At 41.8% G+C, this 26849-nt stretch carries 25 protein-coding genes and 1 pseudogene; 18 read left to right on the forward strand and 8 right to left on the reverse strand.

Annotation, left to right across the window (positions count from 1 at the left end; translation table 11 throughout):
* Positions 1–334, reverse strand: a pseudogene (locus VIM89_RS16480) (glucosamine-6-phosphate deaminase); the annotation flags it as partial.
* Between VIM89_RS16480 and VIM89_RS16485 the strand changes: the two are divergent.
* Positions 333–1622, forward strand: a complete 1290-nt coding sequence (locus VIM89_RS16485; protein WP_488157272.1) for an anhydro-N-acetylmuramic acid kinase — start codon at positions 333–335, stop codon at positions 1620–1622. The pseudogene VIM89_RS16480 and the gene VIM89_RS16485 overlap by 2 nt on opposite strands.
* A 3-nt stretch (positions 1623–1625) precedes the next feature.
* On the opposite strand, the gene VIM89_RS16490 is transcribed toward VIM89_RS16485, so the two are convergent.
* Positions 1626–2129 carry a hypothetical protein gene (locus VIM89_RS16490; protein WP_488157273.1) on the reverse strand — a complete coding sequence of 168 codons (504 nt, stop codon included), beginning with the start codon at positions 2127–2129 and terminating at the stop codon, positions 1626–1628.
* Positions 2130–2590: 461 nt separating this feature from the next.
* On the opposite strand from VIM89_RS16490, the gene VIM89_RS16495 reads away from it, so the two are divergent.
* The 5 genes from VIM89_RS16495 to VIM89_RS16515 all read left to right on the forward strand — a co-directional run bounded on the left by VIM89_RS16495 (position 2591) and on the right by VIM89_RS16515 (position 7756).
* On the forward strand, positions 2591–3034 hold the full coding sequence (locus VIM89_RS16495; RefSeq protein WP_488157274.1) for a cytochrome B: 444 nt from the start codon (positions 2591–2593) through the stop codon (positions 3032–3034).
* Between the two features lie 235 nt (positions 3035–3269).
* Positions 3270–4679, forward strand: a complete 1410-nt coding sequence (locus VIM89_RS16500; RefSeq protein ID WP_488157275.1) for an anthranilate synthase component I family protein — start codon at positions 3270–3272, stop codon at positions 4677–4679.
* Between the two features lie 162 nt (positions 4680–4841).
* Complete coding sequence (locus VIM89_RS16505; RefSeq protein WP_488157276.1) at positions 4842–5432, forward strand: anthranilate synthase component II; 591 nt, start codon at positions 4842–4844, stop codon at positions 5430–5432.
* A 54-nt stretch (positions 5433–5486) separates the two neighbouring features.
* The gene (gene trpC, locus VIM89_RS16510) at positions 5487–6269 is read left to right on the forward strand and encodes an indole-3-glycerol phosphate synthase TrpC (protein WP_488157277.1); all 783 of its coding nucleotides are present in this window, start codon (positions 5487–5489) and stop codon (positions 6267–6269) included.
* Between the two features lie 59 nt (positions 6270–6328).
* Entirely contained in the window at positions 6329–7756 is a 1428-nt protein-coding gene (locus VIM89_RS16515; RefSeq protein WP_488157278.1) for an ATP-dependent DNA helicase, read from the forward strand.
* A gap of 1 nt (position 7757) precedes the next feature.
* On the opposite strand, the gene VIM89_RS16520 is transcribed toward VIM89_RS16515, so the two are convergent.
* Together VIM89_RS16520 and VIM89_RS16525 are read right to left on the reverse strand one after the other, a co-directional pair.
* Complete coding sequence (locus VIM89_RS16520; RefSeq protein ID WP_488157279.1) at positions 7758–8111, reverse strand: DUF5615 family PIN-like protein; 354 nt, start codon at positions 8109–8111, stop codon at positions 7758–7760.
* Positions 8101–8343, reverse strand: coding sequence for a DUF433 domain-containing protein (locus VIM89_RS16525; RefSeq protein WP_488157280.1), 243 nt, complete (start codon positions 8341–8343; stop codon positions 8101–8103). The genes VIM89_RS16520 and VIM89_RS16525 overlap by 11 nt, the downstream gene beginning before the upstream one ends.
* Before the next feature lie 97 nt (positions 8344–8440).
* Between VIM89_RS16525 and hflX the strand changes: the two genes are divergently transcribed.
* Positions 8441–9625, forward strand: coding sequence for a GTPase HflX (hflX, locus tag VIM89_RS16530; RefSeq protein WP_488157281.1), 1185 nt, complete (start codon positions 8441–8443; stop codon positions 9623–9625).
* A 43-nt stretch (positions 9626–9668) separates the two neighbouring features.
* Here the strand turns inward: hflX and VIM89_RS16535 are convergent, their stop codons facing one another.
* Together VIM89_RS16535 and mqnB are read right to left on the reverse strand one after the other, a co-directional pair.
* Positions 9669–10505: a menaquinone biosynthesis family protein gene (locus VIM89_RS16535; protein WP_488157282.1), complete on the reverse strand. Its 837-nt coding sequence runs from the start codon at positions 10503–10505 to the stop codon at positions 9669–9671.
* Positions 10506–10595: 90 nt separating this feature from the next.
* A complete protein-coding gene (gene mqnB, locus VIM89_RS16540) occupies positions 10596–11243 on the reverse strand; it encodes a futalosine hydrolase (protein WP_488157283.1) in 648 nt (215 codons plus the stop codon).
* Positions 11244–11325: 82 nt separating this feature from the next.
* On the opposite strand from mqnB, the gene VIM89_RS16545 reads away from it, so the two are divergent.
* The 4 genes from VIM89_RS16545 (at position 11326) to VIM89_RS16560 (ending at position 17235) form a co-directional block, all read left to right on the forward strand.
* Entirely contained in the window at positions 11326–11742 is a 417-nt protein-coding gene (locus VIM89_RS16545) for a 6-pyruvoyl trahydropterin synthase family protein (protein ID WP_488157310.1), read from the forward strand.
* A gap of 9 nt (positions 11743–11751) precedes the next feature.
* Positions 11752–12390 carry a GTP cyclohydrolase I FolE gene (gene folE / locus VIM89_RS16550; RefSeq protein WP_488157284.1) on the forward strand — a complete coding sequence of 213 codons (639 nt, stop codon included), beginning with the start codon at positions 11752–11754 and terminating at the stop codon, positions 12388–12390.
* Between the two features lie 118 nt (positions 12391–12508).
* Entirely contained in the window at positions 12509–13399 is an 891-nt protein-coding gene (fabD, locus tag VIM89_RS16555) for an ACP S-malonyltransferase (protein WP_488157285.1), read from the forward strand.
* Between the two features lie 92 nt (positions 13400–13491).
* The gene (locus VIM89_RS16560) at positions 13492–17235 is read left to right on the forward strand and encodes a sensor histidine kinase (RefSeq protein ID WP_488157286.1); all 3744 of its coding nucleotides are present in this window, start codon (positions 13492–13494) and stop codon (positions 17233–17235) included.
* Positions 17236–17534: 299 nt separating this feature from the next.
* Here VIM89_RS16560 and VIM89_RS16565 read toward each other — a convergent pair whose 3' ends face one another.
* A complete protein-coding gene (locus VIM89_RS16565) occupies positions 17535–18452 on the reverse strand; it encodes a hypothetical protein (protein ID WP_488157287.1) in 918 nt (305 codons plus the stop codon).
* A gap of 347 nt (positions 18453–18799) precedes the next feature.
* Between VIM89_RS16565 and VIM89_RS16570 the strand changes: the two genes are divergently transcribed.
* Positions 18800–20392, forward strand: a complete 1593-nt coding sequence (locus VIM89_RS16570) for a glycoside hydrolase family 10-like protein (RefSeq protein ID WP_488157288.1) — start codon at positions 18800–18802, stop codon at positions 20390–20392.
* A 227-nt stretch (positions 20393–20619) separates the two neighbouring features.
* Here the strand turns inward: VIM89_RS16570 and VIM89_RS16575 are convergent, their stop codons facing one another.
* Positions 20620–21414 carry a DUF1835 domain-containing protein gene (locus tag VIM89_RS16575; protein WP_488157289.1) on the reverse strand — a complete coding sequence of 265 codons (795 nt, stop codon included), beginning with the start codon at positions 21412–21414 and terminating at the stop codon, positions 20620–20622.
* A 160-nt stretch (positions 21415–21574) separates the two neighbouring features.
* Here VIM89_RS16575 and VIM89_RS16580 point away from each other — a divergent pair, with 160 nt between their 5' ends.
* The 6 genes from VIM89_RS16580 to VIM89_RS16605 all read left to right on the forward strand — a co-directional run bounded on the left by VIM89_RS16580 (position 21575) and on the right by VIM89_RS16605 (position 26847).
* Complete coding sequence (locus VIM89_RS16580) at positions 21575–22339, forward strand: UDP-2,3-diacylglucosamine diphosphatase (RefSeq protein WP_488157290.1); 765 nt, start codon at positions 21575–21577, stop codon at positions 22337–22339.
* 12 nt (positions 22340–22351) lie between these two features.
* Positions 22352–22843, forward strand: coding sequence for an SRPBCC family protein (locus VIM89_RS16585; RefSeq protein ID WP_488157291.1), 492 nt, complete (start codon positions 22352–22354; stop codon positions 22841–22843).
* 311 nt (positions 22844–23154) lie between these two features.
* Positions 23155–24228 (forward strand): peptide chain release factor 1, encoded by a 1074-nt coding sequence (gene prfA / locus VIM89_RS16590; protein WP_488157292.1) that lies wholly within the window; start codon positions 23155–23157, stop codon positions 24226–24228.
* Between the two features lie 160 nt (positions 24229–24388).
* Positions 24389–25315, forward strand: coding sequence for an FAD:protein FMN transferase (locus tag VIM89_RS16595; protein WP_488157293.1), 927 nt, complete (start codon positions 24389–24391; stop codon positions 25313–25315).
* 272 nt (positions 25316–25587) lie between these two features.
* A complete protein-coding gene (locus VIM89_RS16600; RefSeq protein ID WP_488157294.1) occupies positions 25588–25929 on the forward strand; it encodes a hypothetical protein in 342 nt (113 codons plus the stop codon).
* 36 nt (positions 25930–25965) lie between these two features.
* Positions 25966–26847 carry a hypothetical protein gene (locus VIM89_RS16605; protein ID WP_488157295.1) on the forward strand — a complete coding sequence of 294 codons (882 nt, stop codon included), beginning with the start codon at positions 25966–25968 and terminating at the stop codon, positions 26845–26847.
* Positions 26848–26849 lie beyond the last annotated feature (2 nt).

The raw sequence follows: 26849 nt of genomic DNA on the forward strand, positions 1-26849 counted from the left end.
TGTCGATGTGTGAGAACAAATTCTCATACATAAAAGTCACATAGCTTTGAACCGCATTGGGCTTCATCGGGTAGTACTCGTCCAGGTTGAAGGTGATCACGTTTTTAAAGCTCAGGCCTTCCTCGCGGTGCAGGCGCACCAGCTCGGCATAAACGCCCAGCGGGGTTACGCCTGTAGCCAGGCCAAGCACAACCTGCTCATTCCTGTCCTGCTTACTGCGGATCAGGTCGGCTATTCGCCTTGCTACGGATACCGAGGCTTCTTTCTGGTTTGCAAATACGCTCACCGGCAATTTCTCATACCGGGTCTCTTCCAATAAATTTAATCGCGCCATGTCAAAGGTTTTAATTGATTTTGGTGTGGGTGAAAGCAAATATATTAGATATGTTTGCTTATATAAAGCTAATTTCATTTTAACTTTTACCAACCCGATGCCTGCCCTGAATCAAAACCTGCAAAAGCTGTTTTCCATCGCTCAAAAACCGGAGAAACTGGGTATCGGACTGATGTCTGGCACCTCTTTAGATGGCCTGGATATAGCACTCTGCAAATTCAAAGGCAACGGACTGCATACCAAATTCGAGCTGCTGCATTTTATCACGATACCTTATAAACAGCACTTTAAAAACGAGGTGCACGAGGTATTTTCAAAAAGGCTGGTCGACCTGGAAAAGATCACTTTATTAAATGCCTATATCGGCACTTTTCATGGTGAGTTGGTATTAGAAGCCCTTGCCAAATGGAATATCAAACCTGCTGAGGTAGATTTCATCGCCAGTCACGGGCAAACTATTTATCATGCGCCAAAAAGACTGCATAAGCAGAAAGAATATCCAAACGCGACCTTACAAATAGGCGACGGCGATCACCTGGCAGTAAAAACCGGCATACTCACCATCAGCGATTTCCGACAAAAACACATTGCCGCGGGTGGTGAAGGCGCTCCGCTTGCTTTGTATGGTGACGTATTGCTAGGTAGCAAAAAAGGCGAAGACCGTATCCTGCTCAACATAGGTGGCATTGCCAACCTGACCTACCTGCCAGCCGATGGCGATACGCATAAAGTGATCTGCACTGATATCGGTCCGGGGAATACGATGATCGATGCGGCGTGCCGGGAATATTTTAACCAGTCTTATGATAAGGACTCATTCATCGCCCTGTCGGGATTGGTGAATGATGATTTGCTTGCTGCCTTGCTGGATCATCCTTTTTTCAACGAGAAAGCCCCCAAAACCACCGGCCCTGAGCTGTTCAACCTGAGCTACCTGGAAGACGCGCAGGAAGTATCGAACACCAAACAGATCAACAAAAATGATGTGGTAGCTACGCTGAGTGCTTTCACTGCTACCAGCATTGCCAATTTCGTCACCAAATATTTGCCTGCCAACAGCCACATCTTCCTAAGCGGCGGCGGCGCGCATAATTACTTTGTGACTACTTATTTGAAGCAATTGCTGCCTAAAGCAACCTTAGGTAATACCTCCAATCTGGGCATTGATCCGGATGCGAAAGAAGCCATTTTGTTTGCGTTGTTGGGTAATGAGGCTTTATCGGGTGAGTCGATTCAGATTGGGGATAATCCCAGGGTGTTGATGGGGAAGTTTAGTTTTGGGGTATAGATATCACCATTTCAACTTTGCTTTGAAATGGCCATTTTTAAGAAAGCTCTTTAAAGCTTCAATATTCCCCTGATCATCTGGACCAATCTTTATCAAATTGGCTACTATTCTATTACTATATATCAGCAGCCAGCCTTCAATTATTCTTATTTTATAAACTTTTGTCCAATCCATTGTGCTATTGAATGATTCGCCAGTCACGGAAAAACCGTCTTCTGAAAGGTTATAAGTTATGAACTCATGCAATCTGTAATTGCTTTTAAAATTTCTTCGTACTGCGAGGAAAATTCCTATTGGAAACCAAATGGCCATAAAAATTAGAGCAACTCCTATAGAAGAGAAATCATTATCATTAAGAATTTTGCCTTTTGTAATTATCAGTAATACGATAAAAACTAATGCCAATGCATTGATAAGAATCACCCACCATCTTTTATAGGTTAGATTAAAGCTGAGTTGCCTGTAGTCCTTTAAAGTGATTTGACGACTTATTGAGAAGTTATTCATGTTGTGTATAAGATTTAGTGATGCTAAAATATAAAAGATTTTGGAAGTTTGAGACCTTCACAACGGCTGTACAATTAAATAATCTGCGAAATCAACGTAATCAAATTAATCAGCGGTTCAGACAATCCGCGTTAGCGATGGCAGTAAATACTGGCCCTGCGCCTAAGGCCTGCAGGCGTATGAACGTACAGCGCGGCCGCTTCTATCAGCGGAAACGCCCAAATTGTCAGAACTCGAATTAATAGAATTAAAGAATTGGCAGAATTCAGGCAATTCAAAAATTCTATTAATTCCGGTTCAGACAACATGCAGCCTACCCATCCTACCATACTTCGACTAAGCTCAGTATGACACCCTTTTTCTAATCAGCGAAATCCATTTAATCAAATAAATCAGCGGTTCAGACAAAAAGCTATATTTGTTTCGTCAGTTTACACATTCATTAAACACCATTTCACATCATGACTTTATACAGCTTTCTTTTACACCTGCACTCCGGTTTCAGGTATATCGTGCTTTTACTGCTTCTTTTGGCGATCATACGGGCCTGGCTTGGTTGGCTGGGCAAAGTATCATACACCGAAAGTCACCGCAAGCTCAACCTGTTTGCCATGATATCGGCGCATACGCAATTGCTTATCGGTATCGTGCTGTATTTTGTGAGCCCGTTCGTAAAGTTCGGTCCGGATACCATGAAGGATGCCACCACCCGTTACTGGACGATGGAACACCTTGTAGGCATGCTGATCGCCATTGCTTTGATCACCGTTGGTCATACCCGTTCAAAACGCGGCGCTACATCTGACGCAAAACATAAAAGCATAGCTATATTCTACACTTTAGCCCTGATTTTTATTGCAATAATCATAATTTTAAGCAAGCGGAGACTGCTTGGAATGTCATAATCATAATTTTTTCAGAAAAGCACAAAATATTTTCCTGAAAAATTTGCTAATTCAATATTCTTTATAAATTTGTGACCGCGATGATTAAAACTAACAAAAATACTAGCTGGTGGCACCATGAAAATGGCGTCCGGATATATTTTTGGTAAGACTTACTAATCAATTGTAAACCTAATATAAGCCCGGCGCCAACCAACGCCGGGCTTTGTATTTTAATGCTTTTTGAACAACAACAATGAAACGATATAAAATAACCACTACTTCTAAAAAACTGCTAGCCGATACCACCACGCCGGTGAGCATTTACCTGCGCCTGCGCGATGTGTACCCGAATGCCCTGCTGCTGGAAAGCTCTGACTATCACAGCCGCGAGAACAGCATGAGCTATGTTTGCTGCGAACCCATCAGCGGATTGGTATTAAGCGACGGTCGCCTGAAGAAAAGCTATCCTGACGGTAATACCGTAGTAAGCGAACCCGGCACTTTTGATTTGGTAGACGAGATCGCCAAGTTTGTGGCGAGCTTTGAAACTACGGAGAGTAACAGCAAGATTATTTCAAACGGTATCTGGGGTTACTTTACGCACGAGGCTGTTGAGCATTACGAAACCATCAGGCTAAAGCAAAGCGCTGACGATACGCGCAAGATTCCGGTGATGCAGTACCATATTTACCGCTACATCATTGCTATCGATCATTTTAAAAACGAGTTGCACATTTTTCAAAACCAACCTGAGGACATGCCTACCAACGGTGGACTGGAAAAGCTGGAATACCTGATCAAAAACAAGAATTTCCCTGAATATCACTTCCAAAGCAATGGCGATGAAAAATCAACGCTGACCGGACAGGAATTTATGGCGATGGTAGAGAAGATGAAGCAGCATATTTTCAGGGGTGATGTGTTCCAAATCGTGCCGTCGAAGCCGTTTTCGAGGGCGTTCCAGGGGGATGAATTTAATGTGTACCGGGCGTTACGGTCGATCAACCCATCGCCTTACCTGTTCTACTTCGATTATGGTGATTTTCGCATATTCGGTTCATCGCCCGAGGCGCAGATCACTATTAAAGATAATGTGGCTAATATATTTCCAATCGCCGGGACATTTAAGCGCAGCGGGGATGACGTGAAAGACGCAGAAATAGCCCGTGCTTTGGAAAATGACCCGAAAGAGTCGGCAGAGCATGTTATGCTGGTCGACCTGGCGCGGAATGACTTGAGCCGCCATTGCGATCAGGTAGAGGTGAAGGCTTTTAAGGAAGTTCAGTATTATTCGCATTTGATCCATTTGGTGTCGCATGTGAGCGGGAAGATTCGTCCGGGGGAGTCATCATTCAAAATTGTAGCGGATACATACCCCGCAGGGACATTGAGCGGAGCGCCGAAATTCCGCGCAATGGAAATCATCGACGAAAATGAAAAAAGCAAGCGCAGTTTCTACAGCGGGGCCATCGGCTTCATGGGCTTTAACGGAGATGTTAACCTTGCTATTATGATCCGGTCGTTCCTGAGCAAAAACAATACGCTGCACTACCAGGCAGGCGCCGGCATCGTAGCCGACTCGAATCCGGAAAGCGAGTTAAAAGAAGTGGACAACAAAATAGCGGCATTGAGGAAGGCCATTGAATTAGCGGAGGAATTGTGAGATAGTTAATCAGTGATCGGTTAACCGGTGATTAGTGATTAGCGCACAAAGATTAGAATTTAGGAATTAGGATTTAGAGTTTAACAATTAGAGACTAGGATTTAGAGTTTAGAAATTAAAGTTTTAGAATTTAGATTTTAGAGCTTAGAATTTAAAGCACACATGAGCAAGATTTTAATAATAGACAATTACGATTCATTCACCTATAACCTGGTGCATTTGGTAAACGAGATAGGTTTGCAATGCGAGGTGTGGAGGAACGATAAATTCAACCTGGACGATGTTGAAGCATTCAGCCATATTATCCTGTCGCCGGGGCCGGGCATACCGTCAGAAGCGGGTTCGCTGCTGGATGTGATAGCACGCTACGCGCCTACTAAGAGCATTTTTGGGGTGTGTCTAGGTCAGCAGGCCATAGCTGAGGCATTTGGCGGACAATTGTATAACCTGAGTCGCCCGATGCATGGCATAGCGACGCCGATAAAGGTGACTGACGCCGACGAAAAGCTATTTACCGGCTTGCCGAAAAACTTTAAGGTGGGCCGTTATCACTCTTGGGTAGTAGATCATAAAGGCTTGCCTGATGTACTGACCATAACCGCCATTGACGAGCAGGACAACAGCATTATGGCGTTACGTCACAAAGAATATGATGTTCGCGGTGTACAGTTTCACCCGGAATCAGTGTTGACGGAATACGGTCGCCAGATGATGCAAAACTGGTTAGCGCCTAAAATGGCAGAAGTGATTTAGGCTGATATTTTTTATACTTGCAAAAGAAGCAACCGTTGATGTTGCCGGAGATTTATGACTATTCTTGATAAAATTGTTGCCCATAAAAAGAAGGAAGTAGAGAAAGCGAAGAAGTTCACTTCTATAAAAATGCTGGAGTCGGCGGAGTTTTTTAGCAGGCAGCCGCTTTCGTTTAAGGAGTTTTTGCTGGATGCTAACCGCACAGGTATTATTGCCGAGTTTAAGCGGAAGTCGCCTTCAAAAGGGGTGATCAACGATAAAGTGACGGTAAAGCAGGTAACCAATGCGTATGCTGAGGCTGGTGCATCGGCCCTGTCCGTTTTAACCGACCGTAAGTTTTTTATGGGACGAAAAACTGACCTGGCGGAGGCACGCAGGGCGAATAACATTCCTATTCTCCGCAAGGATTTTATGATCGATGAGTACCAGGTATTTGAAGCAAAAGCGTTGGGGGCTGATATTATCCTGCTGATCGCTGCTATATTGACACCAGAGCAAATAGATCAATTAGCCACAAGAGCAAAAAGCTTAGAATTGAATGTGTTATTGGAAGTGCACAACCTGGAAGAGCTGCAACGCAGCATTAATCCTAAGCTGGATGCTATCGGCGTAAATAACCGTAACCTGGCTGATTTTACGGTATCGGTAGATACTTCATACCAGTTGGCAGAGCATATTCCGGCTGAGTTTATGAAGATATCTGAAAGCGCAATCAGCAACCCGGAAACCATAAAGGAGCTAAAAAAAGCAGGCTTTAACGGTTTCCTGATAGGTGAAAACTTTATGAAGCAGGAAGATCCGGGGGCGGCGATAAGGGAGTTTGTGAAAGAGTTATAGGTGAATTTACAAAACAGCTAAGTGGTGTAATTAACCTAATTATCAGTATTTTAGCTAACATGTCCGAAAAATTAACCTTAAACGAAGATCAAAAATTAGCATTTAAAGCCATTCAAAAATTTCTTGAACACCCATCTGCTAATGTTTTTGTGCTAAAAGGATATGCTGGTACCGGTAAGACTTTTTTGATGCAACATTTAGGGCAATGGCTTTCAGATAATGAGCAACAATTTTGTTTATTAGCATCAACAGGACGAGCCGCAACTGTATTAAAAGGTAAGACCGGATTTTCAGCAAAAACAGTTCACAGCGAATTATATAATTTCAGTAAAGTTGATGGCATTGATGATAAAATGCTGGAAGACATGTCCGAAGGCAATAATAATAGCGGTCAAATGAGTTTGCAATTTACAACTCGTCAACCAGATCAAGGGAAACAATTATATATCGTAGATGAGGCTTCTATGCTATCAGGTGACTTATCAAAAGATATATTGTTTGCACAATTTGGTTCTGGCATTTTATTAAATGATTTTTTTGAAGTTGTAGATAAAAATAAAATCATTTTTGTAGGTGACCCCTGCCAGCTTCCTCCAGTTAATCAGCATTTTAGCCCGGCATTAGATTTAAAGTGGTTGGCCAAACATGATAAGGTAGCCTTATCATTTACCTTGGAAAAAATAGAAAGAACAGAATCCTCCAATGATATACTTAAGTTAGCCGGTGCTGTTCGTGATATGAGTTTACAAAAGGAATGGGAGATATATCTCAAACTACCGGCTTCAAACTTGAACAATGTTGAGCTGCATACATCAGACAAAGAATTATTCAATTCTTATGTCAAACAATATAAGCAAACAGGTATAAGTGAAACACTCGCAATTGCCAGAAGCAATGTAATGGTAACAAATATCAATAAGGCAATGCGTAGGGAACTATTCGGGGATGTAAATATCCCATTGCAAATAGGTGAAGTATTATTAGTAACTCAAAACAACTATGTGGTACCTTTAACTAATGGAGATTTTGTAATTGTAAGCGAATTAGGTGACATTACTACAAAGGCAGGTCTTAAGTTTCAAAGTGTTCGTATTAAATCTGTTTCGTCAGAAAAAGATTATAATATTTTGTTGTCTTTAGATTCACTATATGGCTTAAAAGGGAATCTTTCAAATAATCAAATGAAAGAATTGATGATCGATTTTAGCCAAAGAATGCGATCAAGAAAAATAAGCACAAATACGCCTGATTATAAAAAGGCCATGCTTGAAGATGATTATCTCAATTGTTTAAGAGCGACTTTCGGCTACGCTGTAACTTGTCATAAAGCTCAGGGCGGCGAATGGAATAATGTATTTTTATTCTTAGATAATAACAAAAATGGGATGTATAATATGCATCCGCAAGAATTATGCAAATGGTGGTATACGGCAATAACCAGGGCCAGACGCAAATTGAATCTCGTTAAACACTGGTGGGTAAATTAATTTATTCCAATTCAATAATATCTATATCTGATGTGATTAGTAGTTTAATTGCTTTTGAAATATTGGGTTTTAGAAACTCCCAAAGCAACCGATTGGTACAATTACCTTTTTTGACAACAATCAATTTAGGCGGTGATCCTAATCGACTAATTAATTCTGGAAAATCCGCGTCTTTAGAAACAAGGATAACATTGCCCTGTGATTTGGCCATGTTGTAAATAACTGTATCAGTAAGATTATTTAGATCTAAACTATACGATGATTTTACGACAAAGCCTGTATGTTCAGACATCCATTTTGCGATGATCGGTGATATTTGAGTATCAAGCCAAATCTCCCAATTTTCAGGCGGCATGGATCACTATAGTGTTTTTCATTTTTAGTGACGCATACAAAAGGGCAGCTTGTATATCTTCTTTTTGCAGAACAGGGTGTTGTTCCAGAATTTCTTCTTCAGACATTCCTGTAGATAATAGCTCGAGCACGTCACTAACTAAAAAGCGTTGCCCTCTGATGGTAGGCTTACCACTTAGTAAATCGGGTACAAGAGTAACACGTTCAAGCAGTTTTTGCTGTTCGTTGTTCATAATATAAAGTTAGAGAAAATATTTTACTTAATGTCATTTTAACCGCATTGATGCATTATGGTTAAATTGGCATCTTGATTGATAATCATTATTTTACATGAGACAAAAATTTTATGATACTGCTGTGAAGCAGGAGAAAGTAGTGCTGGTGGGTGTTATTACACCTAATGAAACCGAAGCACAGGAAAAAGAATACCTGGAGGAATTGGAGTTTTTAGTGGAAACCGCAGGAGGCCTTACGGTAAAAACTTTTACCCAAAAAATGCTGCGGCCAGAACGCGCAACTTTTGTCGGGACAGGTAAGCTCGAAGAGATAAAAGAATATGTACAAGCCGAAGAGATAGACATCGTGGTTTTTGACGATGAGCTCTCGCCTTCGCAATTGCGTAACATAGAAAATGAACTGCAGGTAAAGATACTCGACCGTAGTAACCTGATACTGGACATATTTGCCAATCGTGCCCAAACCGCGCAGGCCAAAGCACAGGTTGAGCTGGCCCAATTACAATATTTGCTGCCGCGATTGACCCGTTTATGGACGCACTTAGAGCGCCAGAAAGGTGGTATCGGTATGCGCGGCCCCGGTGAGTCGCAGATAGAGACCGACCGTCGTTTGATCCTGAATAAAATTTCTCTTTTAAAGGAAAAATTAAAACTGATCGACCGGCAGAACGAGACACAACGCAAAAACCGTCATCAACTGGTTCGTGTGGCATTGGTGGGTTATACCAACGTAGGCAAATCCACCATCATGAACATGATCTCCAAATCGGAGGTATTTGCTGAGAATAAGTTGTTCGCTACGCTGGATACGACAGTGCGTAAGGTGGTGATTGAAAACCTGCCATTCCTGTTATCTGATACCGTAGGTTTTATCCGCAAGCTACCTCACCATTTGGTAGAATGTTTTAAGTCGACGCTGGATGAGGTGCGTGAAGCCGATGTGTTGGTTCACGTGGTGGATGTTTCGCACCCCAATTTCGAGGACCAAATTAGAACAGTAAACGAAACACTAAAAGATCTGGGCGCCATCGATAAGCAAATGATCACGGTTTTTAACAAGATCGACGCTTATGAACCGCTGCATCATCATCCCGGTGAAGAAGCCCACACAATGACCTTAGAGGACTTTAAACAAAGTTGGATGGCCAAGAATAATAGTCCGGCAATGTTTATTTCTGCCCTTAAAAAGGAGAACGTGGAGGAATTCAGAGCAATGCTGTATGAACGGGTAAAAGCAATCCATACGGCAAGGTATCCGTACGATAAATTGTTGTATTAAAGCCTAACTCCAACCCCTCTCCAAAAGAGAGGGGCTTTTTATGTCAGGTTAAAAAAATCTCTTTCGTTATCTCAGGTATAATATTCTTTTCTTTCGCAGTATCAAAGAGCAGGTTAATAGCCTTTCTACCTTCTTCACCCAAGTCAACAGAATACTTATTGACGTACAGTTCGATATGCTTATACATCACCTCCTCACTCATTTCCTGTGCATGCGAGCGGATAAACTCCAATCCCGATTTCGGATTCGCAAAAGCAAACTCTACCGATTTCTTTAGCACCCGGTTAATCTTGTGCTTAACATCCAACGCTAATTTGCGGTTAGCAACAATACCACCCAGCGGAATAGCACAGCCGGTTTGCTTTTCCCAGTAATCCCCAAGGTCGACGATCTTTTTCAGGCCTTTATCCTGATAGGTGAAACGGTTTTCGTGGATGATAAGCCCCAAGTCGACTTTGCCGCTCAAGACAGCATCTTCGATCTCAGAAAATACTAATTCTTGCTTATTAGTAGCCTCTGGCAGTGCTAATCCTAAAAGAAAGTTGGCCGTCGTATATTTACCCGGAATTCCGATTTTGTGATCAGTATTATTTAAATCCGAAATCGAAAATTCGACATTCGAAATCAAAAGCGGTCCTACGCCGAAGCCCAATGCACTCCCCGCATCCAGCAATACATATTTATCGATCACGTATGCAAAGGCATGATAACTCAGCTTGGTAATATCCAACTCGCCGCGAAATGCCTTCTGGTTCAGTGTTTCCACGTCATCATAAAACACATCAAATTCTAACCCTTCCGTGTCGATCTTATGGTGGATCAGGGCATCAAAAATAAAGGTATCATTTGGGCAGGGAGAAAAGCCGAGAGATAGTTTCATGTTTTTTAGTTGTAATGGTTGTAGAGGTTGTAATGGTTGTAGACGTTATGAGGAAAGGGTAAATGGTATTTAGAATAACCTTTACAACTCTTACAACTTCTCCAACACTTCCAACAACTCTGTAGCAAACTTATTCAGATTTTTAATAGCAAGCCCTATTTGCCAGGCGTCACGATTGCGTTTTTCTATATAATTTGACACTGCCCTGATCTGCAAACAAGGAACAGCCACCTGTTTGCAGGCATAAAAAAAGGCAGCGCCTTCCATACTTTCCAATTGTGGTTGAATGCGTCCGGTTAATTTTTGAATACTGGGTTCATGTCCATGAACCGTATTCACCGTAATGGCTGTTACCTGCTTTAATTGCTGATTGGTGTAATATGAAAGACGGGTATCAGTTTTAAAAATGCTCTCACCAAAGCCAAGCGTTTCTATCGGCAAAAATGTCTCATCATTTTCTGCGCCTAGCTCGGATAGCTGATCATCTACTACCTCCACCACTTCCCCAAGAGCAATATTTCGGTCAAGACTGCCTGCTATACCCAGATTTATAGCCAGGTCATATTGATGGGTTGCGAGATGCCTTCCTAATGCAAATGCAGTTGCCACCATACCAACACCGGTGACCAAAAAGTCTATTTCTTGATTCTTGATTCTTGATTCTTGACTCTGACTTCCGACTTCTGACTTCAGACTTCCGACTTCGAACTCAGTAGCAGAAACAACCAATATCCGCATAAATAAATGGCTTTATTTTGACAGCTAAGATAGAACAATGCCCTTGTTTTTGTTTTGTATATTTGCACCAATTATTACTATGATGATATACATGACACGGAAAGAGCACTTTAATGCTGCTCACAGAATGTACCGTGAGGAATGGAGCGAGGAGAAGAACGCAGAGATTTTTGGCAAATGCGCCAATCCGCACTGGCATGGTCACAACTATAATTTGTTTGTAACGGTTAAAGGTGATGTTACGTACGAGACCGGCTACCTGATAGATCTGAAATTACTGAAAACGATCATCAACGATTATGTGATCGAAAAACTGGACCATAAAAACATCAACCTTGATGTTCCGTTTATGGCCGGTAAAATGGCCTCGACCGAGTTGCTTTGCATCGAGATATTCAACCAATTGAAAGCGCCAATAGAAAATAACAAGGGCGTATTCCTGCATTCGGTGAAACTTTACGAAACCGAAAATAATTCCGCCGAGTACTTTGGCGATTAAACCTGACAAATGAGCAAAAAGAATCTTATCCAGGACGACGACGATAATATTGAAGGCTACGTAAAGATCGACAGGTATAATCCTGAGCTGATCGACAGCCTGAGCACCCATTATCACAGCGTTTTAAAGCAGATCGGCGAAAACCCTGAGCGTGAAGGATTATTGAAAACCCCCGAAAGGGTGGCGAAAGCCATGCTATTCCTTACCCAGGGTTACGAGCTCGATGCAAAGGCGATTATGAAATCGGCTATGTTTAAAGAGGAATATAGCCAGATGGTGGTCGTGAAGGATATCGAAGTATATTCGATGTGCGAGCACCATATGCTGCCCTTTTTTGGCAAGGCTCATGTGGCTTATATTCCCAATGGACATGTAGTTGGTTTGAGCAAAATACCGCGTATTGTGGATGTTTTCGCACGCCGCTTACAGGTTCAGGAACGTTTGACTAACGAGATAAGAGATTGTATACAGGATACCTTAAACCCATTGGGTGTAGGTATTGTAATTGAATGCCGCCATTTGTGCATGAGCATGCGCGGCGTACAAAAACAAAATTCAGTTACCACTACTTCTGCATTTACGGGCGAATTTTTGAAAGAAAAAACCCGCGCAGAGTTTTTAAATTTGATAGCAGCTAAGCTAGGTTAGTTCATTAGTTCACTGGTGCATTAGTTCATTGGTAAAAATCAATCGCAGTTTTTACTTGTAAGAAAATTATTGGAACATTGCACCAATGAACAATTGAACTAATGAACCAATAAACCACATGAAAGCATATATTTTTCCGGGCCAGGGTGCCCAGTTTGTAGGTATGGGTAAGGATCTTTATGAAAGATCGGAAGAAGCCCGCCAGTTATTCGAAAAAGCTAATGAGATTTTAGGCTTCCGGATTACCGACGTAATGTTTAGCGGCACCGACGAAGACCTTAAGCAAACCAAAGTAACACAACCGGCCATCTTTTTACATTCTGTTATCCTGGCTAAGGTGTTGGGTGATGATTTCAAACCTGAAATGGCTGCAGGCCACTCATTGGGTGAATTCTCGGCCTTGGTATCTGCCGGAGCATTGTCATTTGAAGACGGATTACGTTTGGTAGCTGCACGTGCCAATGCCATGCAAAAAGCTTGTGAAATACAGCCATCAACCATGGCGGCTATTTTAGGGCTGGATGATTTTACAGTAGAAGATATCTGCCACGAGTTAACTGACGTTGTCGTACCGGCTAATTACAATTGCCCGGGTCAATTGGTCATTTCAGGAACTATTGCAGGAGTCGATGCTGCTTGCGAAAAGCTGACCGCTGCCGGAGCTAAACGTGCATTAAAACTGAATGTAGGCGGGGCTTTCCATTCGCCATTGATGGAAGCAGCACGAGTTGAATTGGAACACGCCATCGTTCATACCGAAATCAAAGAACCGGTTTGCCCGATCTATCAGAATATCGATGCCAAACCTTACACCGATCCGGAGAAGATCAAACATAACCTGATCGCACAGTTAACCGGCCCTGTTCGTTGGACACAAACTGTACAGCATATGATTGAGGACGGGGCAACTTCATTTACCGAGGTAGGCCCAGGAAACGTGTTGCAAGGCCTGGTAAAGAAGGTTGACAGAGCGATGCCAACCAGCAGTGCGGCATTACCGCAGGAATAAACTAAAAAATTAAATGTTAAAAGCCATCCCAAACAGGATGGCTTTCTTTTTTGTATTGTATCTTTACGTTACCTTGTTAGCCGTTTGACATCTTGACGACATCTGCGAAAATACGACTGTTGCTGGCTTTGCTGTTTGCCAGCTTATTGCTTACGGCAGTTATTGTCCAGAAAACCTACACCCCAAGAAATAATCTTTTTCAAACCGGGCAAACGCTTGAAGACAATCTTCACAAGAAGGAAACCGTCGTCAAAAATTTTCTTGACGACAAGAAAAACTTCGACAAGCTAAAAACACTTGGCAACGATGAGCAGGAGGGTCTGAAGATCATCAAGCAATTTACTACTGATGAAAATATATGGGTGCTCACTTATAAAGATAACCACCTTGCATTCTGGAGCGGGATTAAAATAATACCTGTACGACCGGCCAATATCCGGAATGGCTATTCATTTATACAGGGTACTAATGGTTTTTATGACGTCATTAAAAAAAGCGAGGGTAATTTTTATGCGATCTTTTTTATCCCTGTAAAGATCAATTACCGTGTCCAGAATCAATATCTGCACAATGTTTTTGCTAAGAATCTATTGAAGGACAACAATATCGAGATAGCCGACTTTACTGACAAAAATGTTTACGAGATACACAGCCTGGATAACACCCTGTTATTTTCAGTCAAAGTAAAAGGTAACGAGGTTGGCCATAAATTTTTTTATTTCGAGGTGGTACTGTGGGTGTTATGCGCATTCGTATTGTTCCTGCTGGTGCATAGCGTCTGTAATTATATAGCACTCAAAGGATATGTCTACTTGTCATTTCTGATGCTGGCATCCTTTATCGTCCTTTTACGGATCATGAACCTGCACTATGGGTGGCCGGGTTTCTCTCATCAGCCTGAGATTTTTAACCCCGAACATTATAGCTCAGGACCGTTGTTTCCATCACTTGGAGATTTTTGCATCAATATATTGTACTGCACCTGGTTTGCCACATTCGTGTTCCGGCATAAGGAGAAGATACTTACCAATGTTTACAACAGGTTTATTGGTTATTTCATTGTGATTGCGTTTGTGCTGATGCTCGACGTCAGTTCCACTTCGCTGTTGCGGCTGTTTTATGGCCTGGTCAGGTATTCCAATATCAATTTTGATGTCAATAACGTGCTTAACCTCTCCGGCTTTAGCATGCTGGGTGTCTTAATGCTATGCTTCAGTTTCCTGATATTTTATTTACTGACGGAGGTTACGCTTACCGTCTGCAGCAGACTGGTTGTACCGGTATCACACCAGGTGGCCATACTATTACTCAGTATGGTTATCTGTACCATCATGGCGGCTCAGCAGGATCAGGAGTTCAGTGTTTTTTATATTTTCTGGGCGATATGGGTAATTTTAAGAGGGTATGCCTACCGGTATGATAAGGGTAAAATAACCGCGACTGCACTAGTAATTATCGTTCTGCTCTGTGCCGTATTGTCTGCCATCAAGCTCAACCACTTTCAGGCGATAAAAGAAAAAGAAACCCGCAAAGACCTGGTGAAGCAATTAGAAGCGCCGAATGATCCCGTCGCCAACAATATGTTTAAAGACATTGATAAGCGGATAGTTACCGACCCCTCAATACAGCGGTATTTTACCGATACCGTCCATAATACCCTAACGGGATTAGCCGATCATATTCAACGCACCTATTTTGACGGATACCTGGGAAAGTATGAATTCAAAATACATGAATATAATAACAGGGGCGAAGCATTAGGAGATAAAGCCTACGAACTGGACATGTTTAAGGATATGATCAAATTCGATTCTTTCTTCAAAGAATCTGATCATTTTTACCGCAACATAGGCACATTAGGTGTGCTGAAATACCTGGCATTGATACCCATTTTTAAAGGCGAGATTAATGTGGGTACCATCGTTGTGGAGCTGGAATCAAAATTCCTGCACGGCGAAAACTCCTTTCCTGCATTATTAATCAATGGTACTTATAAGTCAAATGACCTTTTCAAGGATTATTCTTACGCCTTTTACCAGGACAATAAACTCTTTAGCCAGAACGGGCATTATGTTTACAGCCTCACTAACCACGATTTGAAAGGGCAGTTAAAAGGATATATTTTTATTAATACTGCAAGTACAGAATCAGACCGGTTCGGGATATTAAAAGGATATAGTCACCTGATTTATGAACCATCAAAACGTACGCTGATCGTAGTGAGTAAGGAAAATGACATCCTTATTAATACCGTAACTTCCATTACGTTTTTCTTTATCGTGTTCCTGGTCTTTGCGGCTGTCTGCATCAGCATCAGGTGGCTGTGGGCACGTATCCGGATCATGTATATTAAGGATAATTATCTGCATTGGGTATTGCAGCTAAATTTTGATAAGATATTATACAAAACACGCATCCAGCTCTCTATCGTTTTTACGGTGGTTGTAACACTGATTATGGTGGGTATTATCACTTATCTTTCTATTGTTGATCAGTATAATGCTCAGCAGGATCAAACTATTAGCGACAAAATATCGCACATTGCAAAAGCTTTTGAGAACAGTAATCTTGTTTATGACGCATTCAATAAGAACTCGATCGAAAGTTTTCAGCTCAGATTCAATGAGTTTGCAAAAACTTATTCAGCAGACCTGACCCTGTTTAATACCAGTGGCACTGAATTAATGTCGACACAACCCAAGTTGTATGACTATGGATTGCTTGCTCCGCGGATAAATGCCAAAGCGTATATCTATCTTAATAAGCTTCAAAAATCGGAGTACATTCACAATGAAATAATTGGTGAGCTGAACTATAAGGCAGCCTATGTTCCTATTAAAGACGCCAAGCATACCTTAGGCTATTTGCAGTTGCCTTATTTCTCAAACGAGGCCGATTATAAACAACGCGCAGGATCATTGCTGAATGCTATGATCAATGTTTACGCTTTGATTTTTATTGCGATTGGCTTGCTGGCGGTGCTTATTGCCAGGCAGATCACCAATCCGCTAACCATCATTCAGACAAGCTTGAGCCGAACGATCTACGGACAAAAGAACGAACCCATTAAATGGCAACGTAATGATGAGATCGGCGCACTCATCACCGAATATAATAACATGATTGCCGCCCTAGAGCAGAGCGCGCAAAAACTCGCCCAATCTGAAAGGGAAAGTGCATGGCGCGAAATGGCCAAACAGGTGGCACACGAGATCAAAAATCCGCTCACACCATTAAAATTGGGATTGCAATTGCTCGAAAAATCATGGAAGGATAAGGACCCTAAATTTGATCAAAAGTTTGAGCGCTTCAGCAAATCATTTGTTGAGCAGATAGAAAGTTTGTCATCTATCGCATCAGAGTTCTCGGCGTTCGCAAAAATGCCGGATACCCGTATCGTGCGCATGGATATTTTCGAAGCATTAAATCAAGCGGTTATCATTTTTAAACAGATGGATAATCTCCGGATAGTTTTCAATCCGCCTGATAGCCAGTTCTTTATTAATGCTGATAGGGACCAATTGCTAAGATGCTTTAATAACTTACTGAAGAATGCTATAGAAGCCATCCCAAATGACAGGCAGGGACTGATAGAGATCAATTACCTCATCACCAGCAAAAATATTTTACTCAGTGTAAAGGATAATGGCAATGGCATTCCCGATAACCTGTGCGAGAAAATATTCGAGCCGAACTTCACTACTAAAAGTTCAGGTACAGGGCTTGGTTTGGCATTCGTTAAAAACTCTATAGAAAATGCAGGTGGTAAGGTTTGGTTTGAAACGACGATAGGCTCGGGGACTACATTTTATTTCAGTCTGCCGGAAGCATCCTGATCGATAGATTATTTATAGCGATGGGTTTGAAACCCATCGCTATAAATGATGAAATAATATGTCATACCTCCTGCCTGGCTCCTGCCTGTTAGTCCGGATTTATAATCCCGGACTAAAAAACATGCGGATTTGTAATCCGCGGATTAAATGACAATTAGCGTTTCAAACCGGGGATTGCAAATCCCCAGGCTATATTGGTCCTGGATTGAAAATCCGGACCAACGATCACTGGTATGCCTGCACAAAAAAAGCTGCCTGTACGTTACAAGCAGCTTTTGACTCTGTATTGAAAATTGTGTTTATTTTAAACTAAATGAAGTTGAACCCATTTTACCACCATCAGCATAAAGCAATACCTGGTAGGTGCCTTTTACAAACGGCAGGGCCGGGTTAACCCAATCAATGGTGTAGCCGCTGCCATCATCTTTAAAGTCGATAGAAGTTTTGTAGGTGTACTGCAAATCCTGTCCTTCAGACTGAAAGGTTCCCGCGTCTTTTGGATCAGTGATCAGGTTGCCTGTTGGGTCAAGGATACGTACATAAACATCGTGCATGCGTTTTTCGGCAATGCTGTTTTCAGCTACAGTAAAGTTGATCTTGATCTTTTTGGCCGGGTTGGCGCGGGTTACATCTACTTCCTTACCGCTGTTTTTTACCTTATAGGCAACGACATTGGCCTGGGCCAGCTTTAACACGGATGCGACCTTGACTTTCGAATCCAAGTCCTCATTTTGCTTGGTGAGATCTGTGTTTTTTGCCGTAGATGCTGCCAGATTGGTCTTTAGCGTATCCCGTTCATTACTGAGGCTGGTATTTTGTTTCTTCAGCTCTTCAATGTCAGCGGTGTATTTGGTAACAAAATATCTCAGTTGTTTAATATCTTCCTGTGCTTTGTTCAGTTCGGCTTTAGTCAGTTTTCCTTTTGCCAGCTGAACGCGTAAAACTTTGATCTTCGATTCAAGTGAATCGTTTTTGGCTTTCATCGCGGCAGTCATTTTTGCTTTGCCGGTGTTTACCTGTTCTATTTGTGCTTCCAGGCTGTCCAGTTCGATCTTTAGCCTGTTTCTCTCATCGTCCTGATATATGATTTTTGTATCCGATTTATTTTTTTGCAGATACAAGTATACATCTGTCCCCAGCAAGGCCAAAACCACAACAATCAGAAAATAGATTACGTTAGAATTCTTTTTGGGAGTTTGTCCGGATTGATTTTCCATGGCGGTCTTAAGTTGTTTAGTTTTAAATTAATTAGGGCTGTTTAAATAATGTGGTGCTACAGCCAACAAGCGTTTAAATTTTGCGTTTTTAGACGTTTAGCGTTAAATATTCTTTGTGGCAACAAACTTGTTACCAAATTGTTTTACTATAACTTAAAAATTATTAAACGTAAAAATGATAAAATTATGACATTCGATTTTCTGTTGGCTTAGATTCATAGCTAAATCTGCTTTAAATGTAAACACAAAAAAGCTAAAAACCCAATACTTAAGTATAAATTGATTTAATAATAAAGCAATAGATTTCTGAGTTTCATATCTTTGCACTTTTTAAAAATGCCTTTCTAATGCGTATTTACAAATATTTCGTATACTTTATATTACTAATTCTTTTCTTCCTAAATGTTCATGCGCAGCAGGTTGATACTTTGCCTAAGGTAAAGATAGACACATCAAGTAAGGTAAAAATGGCGCCAAAACGTGAATTCAGAGGGGTTTGGGTGGCTACAGTTGCAAATATTGACTGGCCTAAGGAGGGCCGGATATCTGTTGATGAACAAAAGCAAGATCTGATAACCATATTAGATGAGGATCAGCGCATAGGTATCAATGCAGTAATTTTTCAGGTGCGGCCCGCAGCTGATGCCTTTTATGCAAAAAGTTTGGAGCCATGGTCGAAATGGCTAATGGGGCAACAAGGAATGGCGCCGGCTAATGGTTTTGACCCGCTTGAATTTGCCATAGAGGAATGTCATAAACGCGGCATGGAATTACATGCATGGTTTAATCCATACCGGGCAACTTTCGATAGCAATTTCCGGGCGCTTAGTCCAAACCATATTACCAATACGCAGCCTAGCTGGTTTTTCACCTATGGCGGTATTAAAGTATTTGACCCTGGGATACCGCAAGTGCGCGATTATATTGTAAAGGTGATCCTGAACGTGGTGGACAATTACGACATCGATGGAGTGCACATGGATGATTATTTCTATCCATACAAAATCGACGGGCAGCAGATACGCGATGCACAAACCTTTAAAACTTACGGCGGCGACTACACCGATATTAACGACTGGCGGCGCAATAATGTCGATCAACTGATAAAAATGCTGGGCGATAGTGTCCATGATCACAAATACTATGTCAAATTCGGCATCAGTCCGTTTGGTATTTGGGCAAATAAGAGCCACAACCCTGCGGGTTCAGATTCGCATGGCCTTGAAACTTATTATGAATTATATGCTGATGCCCGCAAATGGATGAAAGAGGGGTGGATAGATTACGTTGTACCACAACTTTATCGCCCTACCAACGACCGCCTGATGGATTATAATAAACTGGTAGACTGGTGGAGCGATAACACTTTTGGTCATCATTTATATATCGGCCATGCGGCTTACCGGGCATTGGAGCCAAGATCGAGGACTTTTTTGAACCCTTATGAATTGCCAAATCAGATCAAATACCTGCGCAATAATCCCCGTGTAGAAGGCAGCGTGTTCTTCAGTAATAACTCGTTGATGCACAATGCGTATGGGTTTACTGATACGCTTAAAAATAATTATTATAAGTATCCTGCATTGCCGCCGGTAATGCTCTGGCTGGATTCTGTACCGCCAAATCCACCTAAAAATGTGGCTGGTAAATTTAATGGCAGCTCTGTTCGTTTGGCATGGTCGATGCCTGACACAGCCAGTGATGGCGACCCTGCTTATGGCTTTGTGGTGTACCGGTTTGAGGCGACAGAGAAAGTAAACTTAAATGATCCGAAATATATCCTGCACATCCAATACAACGACGATCAGGCTTATGAAGATAAAACCGCGCAGCGTGGCAAAACCTATCTTTATGTGATCACCACGCTTGACCGGATGAAAAATGAAAGTGACCCAAGTCCGACTATTGCGGTAACGACCAACTATCCTACAACACAGTAAGTCGATACCGTTATGCTAACGAAAAAATCAATTTCTTCTCCCTCTTTTCCGTTCACGGAAGAGAGGGTCGACCAGCGTAGCGTCGTCGGGGTGAGTAAACTGGTCGTTATGCATTTGCGGTAATGCCGCTCGTATAGTCGACTCACCCGGTCATTGCTTCGCTCGACCACCCTCTCTTTTGCAAGCAAAAAAGAGGGAATTCTTCTTAACATAGATTATCACTTGGGTTAGGAAGGCATAGTAATAAAGTCTTTATCAGCTAGCGAACGCAGATAGATATCTATCTCCAGGTCGCCCATGCCGTATATTTTTTCGGTTTTCCAGAAAGCCTCGTAAATAGCATGTTTGGTTTTGATGCCACTATTGTAAATATCCAAAAGTGTTTGCTCTATATAATTCAGGCCTGCTTCATTTGTCCTGACCCGCTTCAAATGTGCTTGCAATGCCGGTTTTAGCAGGTGAAGGCTTCCCCAAAAAGTAGTTTCGTTTATCCATTTTTCAAGAGCCATGTCATCACCGCTTACATATAATTTCCAGGCTTGCGAGGCTAATGTAAAATCCCAATCGTTGAGTCGAAAACGGTCATCATACAAAACAGCTAATTGGTTACCATTAAGCTGGCCCATTCCGCGAAAGTCCGGCACTCCTGCGCACTCGCTCGGGCATACCAAATAGACTTTAGGTATGGAAAGATCGGTATGCTTCAGCATCATCTCCATCACACCAAGCATATTGATCTGGCAATGTAGATCGAACTCAAACCACAGCGTGATCTCGTCGTAAATGTTACTCAGCTTGCCCAACGGCTCAATTACCTTCTTACGATAATTTTCAGGAGACTCATTAAATCCTTTAGAAATCCATTCGGAGCGCTTTTCCCAAAATTCAGAAGATGAAATATCTTCGATAAGCGGCCCTTGAGAAAGCACTTCGCGCCAGACCAGGATATCGCCATCAAGCCCGGTATCTTTAAAGCCATACGCTGTTGAATCGCCGTTGAGGATGTGAAGGATGCTGCTCATAACTTAAATATCAGGTGATAAATATGGATTATCAAATTTGATAGTATAATGTGACAATTCAACATTAAATTATCTTAATCAATAATTCCGAAATCGAACTTTCGCATTCCGAAATCAGTCTCTCTTTTCCAATTCATCCCAATACCTTACTTTTGGGCACATGTCGACCCGCAATAAACTCTACTTTGCTTCTGATATCCATTTAGGTGCTATTAGTTATACCACCAGCCGCGAGCGTGAAGACCGTTTGATCCGCTGGCTGGATATGATAAAGGAAGATGCAGCAGAAATATTCCTGGTGGGCGATGTGTTCGATTTCTGGTTTGAATATAAAACAGTAGTGCCTAAAGGATACATTCGTTTTCTAGGCAAACTTGCTCAACTGGCAGATTCAGGCATCAAAATTTATATGTTCAAAGGCAACCACGATATGTGGATGTTTGATTATTTCCCAAAGGAATTTGGAGCCACAATTATCAGCAACGAACTGGAAATTGAGCGCAACGGCAAGAAATTTTATATCCACCACGGCGACGGGCTTGGTCCGGGTGATAGAAAATATAAATTCCTGAAAAAATTCTTCCGTAGTCCGTTCTGTCAGTGGTTGTTTGCACGCATACATCCAAACCTGGGAGTCGGAGTTGCTAATTACTGGTCGGGCCATAGCCGTATTGCGGGCGAAAAGAATGAAGGCTCGAAACCTGGCATGCATGAATGGCTGGTGACTTTTTGCAACGACCTGTTAAAGACCAAACATTTTGATTACCTCATATTCGGCCACCGCCATAAGACCATGGATGTGATGCTGAATGAAAAGAGCCGCTATATAAACCTGGGCGAATGGGTTAAAACTTTTTCTTACGCCGAATTCGACGGACAGGAACTTCATCTTAAACATTTTGAAAGACCGATTGTAGCTAAATAAAGCAACAATCATATGTCGGACAATAACAGAACAGACGCTGCATCACGGGTGATCCACGCATCTCCCGAAACCATTTATAAAGCATTTTTAGATCGTGAAGCTATTACTATATGGCGACCACCAAAAGGCATGCAATGCTATGTTTTTGAGTTTGATCCGCAGCAGGGTGGTAAATTCAGGATGTCATTTAGTTATATCAGTCAGCAGCATGACGTAGAGGGCAAAACATCTGCCCATGAAGATATTTTTCATGGTTATTTTAAAGAGTTAATTCCCAACAGGCAAATTACTGAGGTTGTTCAGTTTGAATCGGATGATCCGGTCTACGCCGAGGAAATGACCGTCACGACAATATTAGAACCAATTGGTGAAGACACTAAAGTATCTATTACCTGTAGCAATGTGCCGGATGGTATTAAACCAGAAGATCATCAAAACGGTATTAATTCGACTCTAGAGAATTTGGCAGCATATGCCGAACCGATTGCTCATATAAGCCATTAGAACTGATTTGATTTTTCAAGGAAATCGCTTTGAAAAGGAGGCACCTACGGAGCCTAATGTCATTTTTTTCTTTCTATAAACAGGAAGCTCCTATGGAGCTAAAACTATTAAAATTGTTGACTCCATCGGAGTCACCTGTTTATAGTCTAAAGCAAAAAATATATTGGCTCCAGCGGAGCCTCCTTCTGCGGATAAATTTTGAAGGCTTATTAGTTTACACCACATTTGTGCTGCTAAAATCTCCCTAAAATTTCGTATTTTTGTGCGATTTTTTGCTGAGGTTCAGTACCCTGGCAGAGAGGTATAAAACTATGTTAGAAAAGTTAGAAGCGATCCACCAGCGTTGGAAAGATGTAGAAGGCGAGTTAAGCAGTCCGGATGTAATGTCGGATATGAAGCGTTTTGCACAGCTGAACAAGGAATATAAGGACCTTGCCAAAATTGTGGACGAATATTATATCTACCGCAACATCATCAGCAATATCGAAACCAATAAAGAAATATTGGCTACCGAGAAAGATGAAGATTTTCGCGAAATGGCTAAAGGGGAACTGGATGAATTGCTGGTAAAACAGGATGAAAAGGAAGAAGAGATCCGCCTGATGCTGATCCCCAAAGAGCCTGAAGATGCCAAGCACGCCATCGTGGAAATTCGCGGCGGTACCGGTGGCGACGAAGCTGCCCTTTTTGCCGGTGACCTTTACCGCATGTATATGCGCTACTGCGAAAAACGCGGCTGGAAAACTGAACTGGTTGACTATACCGAAGGCACTGCAGGCGGCTACAAGGAAATTGTCTTTAACGTACTGGCTGAAGACGCTTACGGTACTTTAAAATACGAATCGGGTGTGCACCGTGTACAACGTGTACCTGATACCGAAACCCAGGGGCGTGTACATACATCAGCAGCCAGCGTGGTGGTATTGCCAGAGGCTGATGAATTTGATATTGAGCTGAACCCGAGCGATATTCGTAAGGATTTATTCTGTGCTTCAGGGCCAGGCGGACAGTCTGTAAATACCACGTATTCAGCAGTGCGGTTAACCCACATACCAACCGGCATCATTGCACAGTGCCAGGACCAGAAATCGCAATTAAAAAACTACGATAAAGCCTTACAGGTATTACGTTCAAGGATATACGAGATGGAGCTGCAAAAGCACCTCGAAGATATCTCCAAAAAACGTAAAACTATGGTTTCCACAGGCGACCGCTCAGCTAAAGTACGTACCTACAACTATCCTCAGGGGCGCGTTACCGAGCATCGCATCAGCCTTACAATGTATAATTTACCCGGCGTAATGAACGGCGATATTCAGGAAATTCTGGAAGCGCTGCAATTTGCTGAGAACGCTGAAAAATTAAAAGAAGGCACCATCGCTTAAATCGTCTCTTAAAAGTCAGATTTTCTTAAAAGTTTAACATAATGTTAAGCTCGCTTGGTTTTTCATGTTATTTTCATGTTCGGCTTTTACTTTCGGGCAAAATGCATATTGCATTAATTGTGTCGTAATGACCCAATTGCAAGAATTTATTAAATGCCCCATGTTAGCTGTAAAACATTATAATAACGACCAAAATATATTCAGGCGCGAAATACGTTTGATGGGAAACCGTTTCGAGATCAGTGTTGTTGGTAACGACCCCGTTTGGGCAGATAATTGTATCGATGCCGCCGTTGCAGAGATTAACCGGGTTGAAAAGTTACTTAGCACCTTCAGCGACGATAGCCAGATCAACGACATCAATCGCAATGCAGGCATAAAACCGGTAAAAGTTAATGCAGAGATATTCAGGCTGGTTGAACGCGCTCTTAAAATTTCTGAGCTTACTTTTGGTACTTTCGATATTACCTATAATGCAGTCGACACAAATATTGAGGCTACAAAGATCGAGCTTGAGTCGGTAAAATTCACCAACTACAAAAATGTACAGACCAACGAGGTAAAAACAACTGTTTTCTTAACCGAAAAGGGTATGCGTATAGGCTTTGGCGGTTTGAGCAAGGGGTATGCTGCCGATAGAGCGAAATATGTATTGCAAATGATGGGCGTAAGCAGCGGGGTAATTAATGCGGGCGGCGACTTGCTCACCTGGGGTTTACAACCGGATAATGCACCATGGACAATCGCTTCAGCCGATCCTGACCGTAAATCTCAACCTTTTTCCAATATCAATATCAGCAATATGGCTGTGGCCACATCGGGAAATTTCGAGAAGAATGTGACCATCAGCAACAAAAAATATACGCACAACGTGGATACCAAAAAAGGGTTTCCGGTTAGTGTGTTAAAAAGTGTAAGCATTGTTAGTCCTACCGCAGAGCTTTCGGATGCGATGGCTACGCCGGTAATGACGATGGGCGTTAACGCAGGTTTATACCTCATCAACCAGTTACAGCAACTGGCCTGTGTGATCGTTGATGACCACGACAGGGTTTACACTTCAAAAGAAGTTAATTATTTGTCTTAGTTTGGAAATGACCTGTCCTTATTTGGCAGGATCACCAACGAGAAATTTCGCCCAAAAGCGCTGATAGAATCTGTTTAACCTACAAGATAATAGATTGTGTTCGGTTACCATTGACGGCTTTCTTCAGGTCGGCGGCCAAATTATTTCGCTAAAAATTTCCATTTTTGATAGATAAACAATAACGTTACATACGTTCTGGCAGGACATCCGGGACTGTGGTTTAACTTTGAATGGATTGCGTTTGAAAAAACTTTTAAACTTTTCTACTCCTAATGATTAAGTGGTTTGTGTATATTGTCCTGCTATTGATACTCATACCATGTTTATCTTCCGCAAAATTTAATAATGGTGTACATCACCATAAATCTGTCGCCTTTCATACCGATTCGGCACTGGTAGCAGTTCTTTATAGTGATACCACTAAAAAGAAACAGCAGGAACCCGATGACAAAAAGAAAATAAAAGAAGTTGCCAAGGCGAAGCGTTTACCAAAACCGGAAAAGGTTGATGAAAATGGTAGCGCAAATTCACCAAATAAAGTAAAGCCAAAACGCCAGCGGCGTCCGGCGGGATTGGAGCGGCCTCCTGAAATACCGAGGAGGAATGGTAATTAACTATATCAATGGATATTATATTGCGTATTTATTAAAATGAAATACATCTGCGCCCTGCTTCTTTTGACAATTTACCTGGATGTGAATGCCACACCTGCCAATCGCGGTTTCGCAGATCATTCAGCCCGCATAGTTGCTGATTCAGACACGATCATAAAGAAAAGATCAATTTCGGCAGGAGTAAGCTTTGGCAGCGATGCAAGCTTTTTCGGTCGTACAGGGCCGGTTAAGTATCCTTTTTTAAATGCAGATGCGATTTACAATACTAAATTCGGCTGGTTTGTTTATGGGTCGGCCTACAAAGTATTGGGCTCTATCCCAAATGTTGATGAGGTTGACCTGGGAGGCGGTTATGTTTATCATATAACACCAAAATTCGCAGGTAATATCAGTTACACCCGTTTTATCTTTGACCGCAATGCGCTTATCATTAAATCAGCCTCCTCCAATGATATCAACTTTAATAACAGCTATGACTGGAAGATATTAAAATCAGGCGTTATACTGGATTACTTATTCGGTGAATCGCACGACTTTTTTATGACGATCACCAATTCTAAATATATCGAAACAAACTGGAGTATTTTTGACGACAAGGATTACCTATCATTCAATCCTGGCTTTAATGTTATTTTAGGCACGCAGAACTTCGTACAAAAATACAATTTGAACCACCCGGGCAGGGTAGATTTTACCTATACCCCAATCGGACCTCCGATCAGCATTCAGAAATATGCCAAGCATAACAGCGAGATCGATATGCTGAACTATAGCTTTAAAATTCCTATTGCTTACAACAGGCCGCATTATACATTTGAGTTTGCTTATAAATATTCTATACCTGTAAACGTTGAGGGTATATTAAGGAACCATAAAGAATCGTTCTATAACCTGACTTTTTATTACGTTTTTTATTAGCT

The organism is Mucilaginibacter sp. (assembly GCF_036568825.1).
Taxonomy (GTDB): Bacteria; Bacteroidota; Bacteroidia; order Sphingobacteriales; family Sphingobacteriaceae; genus Mucilaginibacter.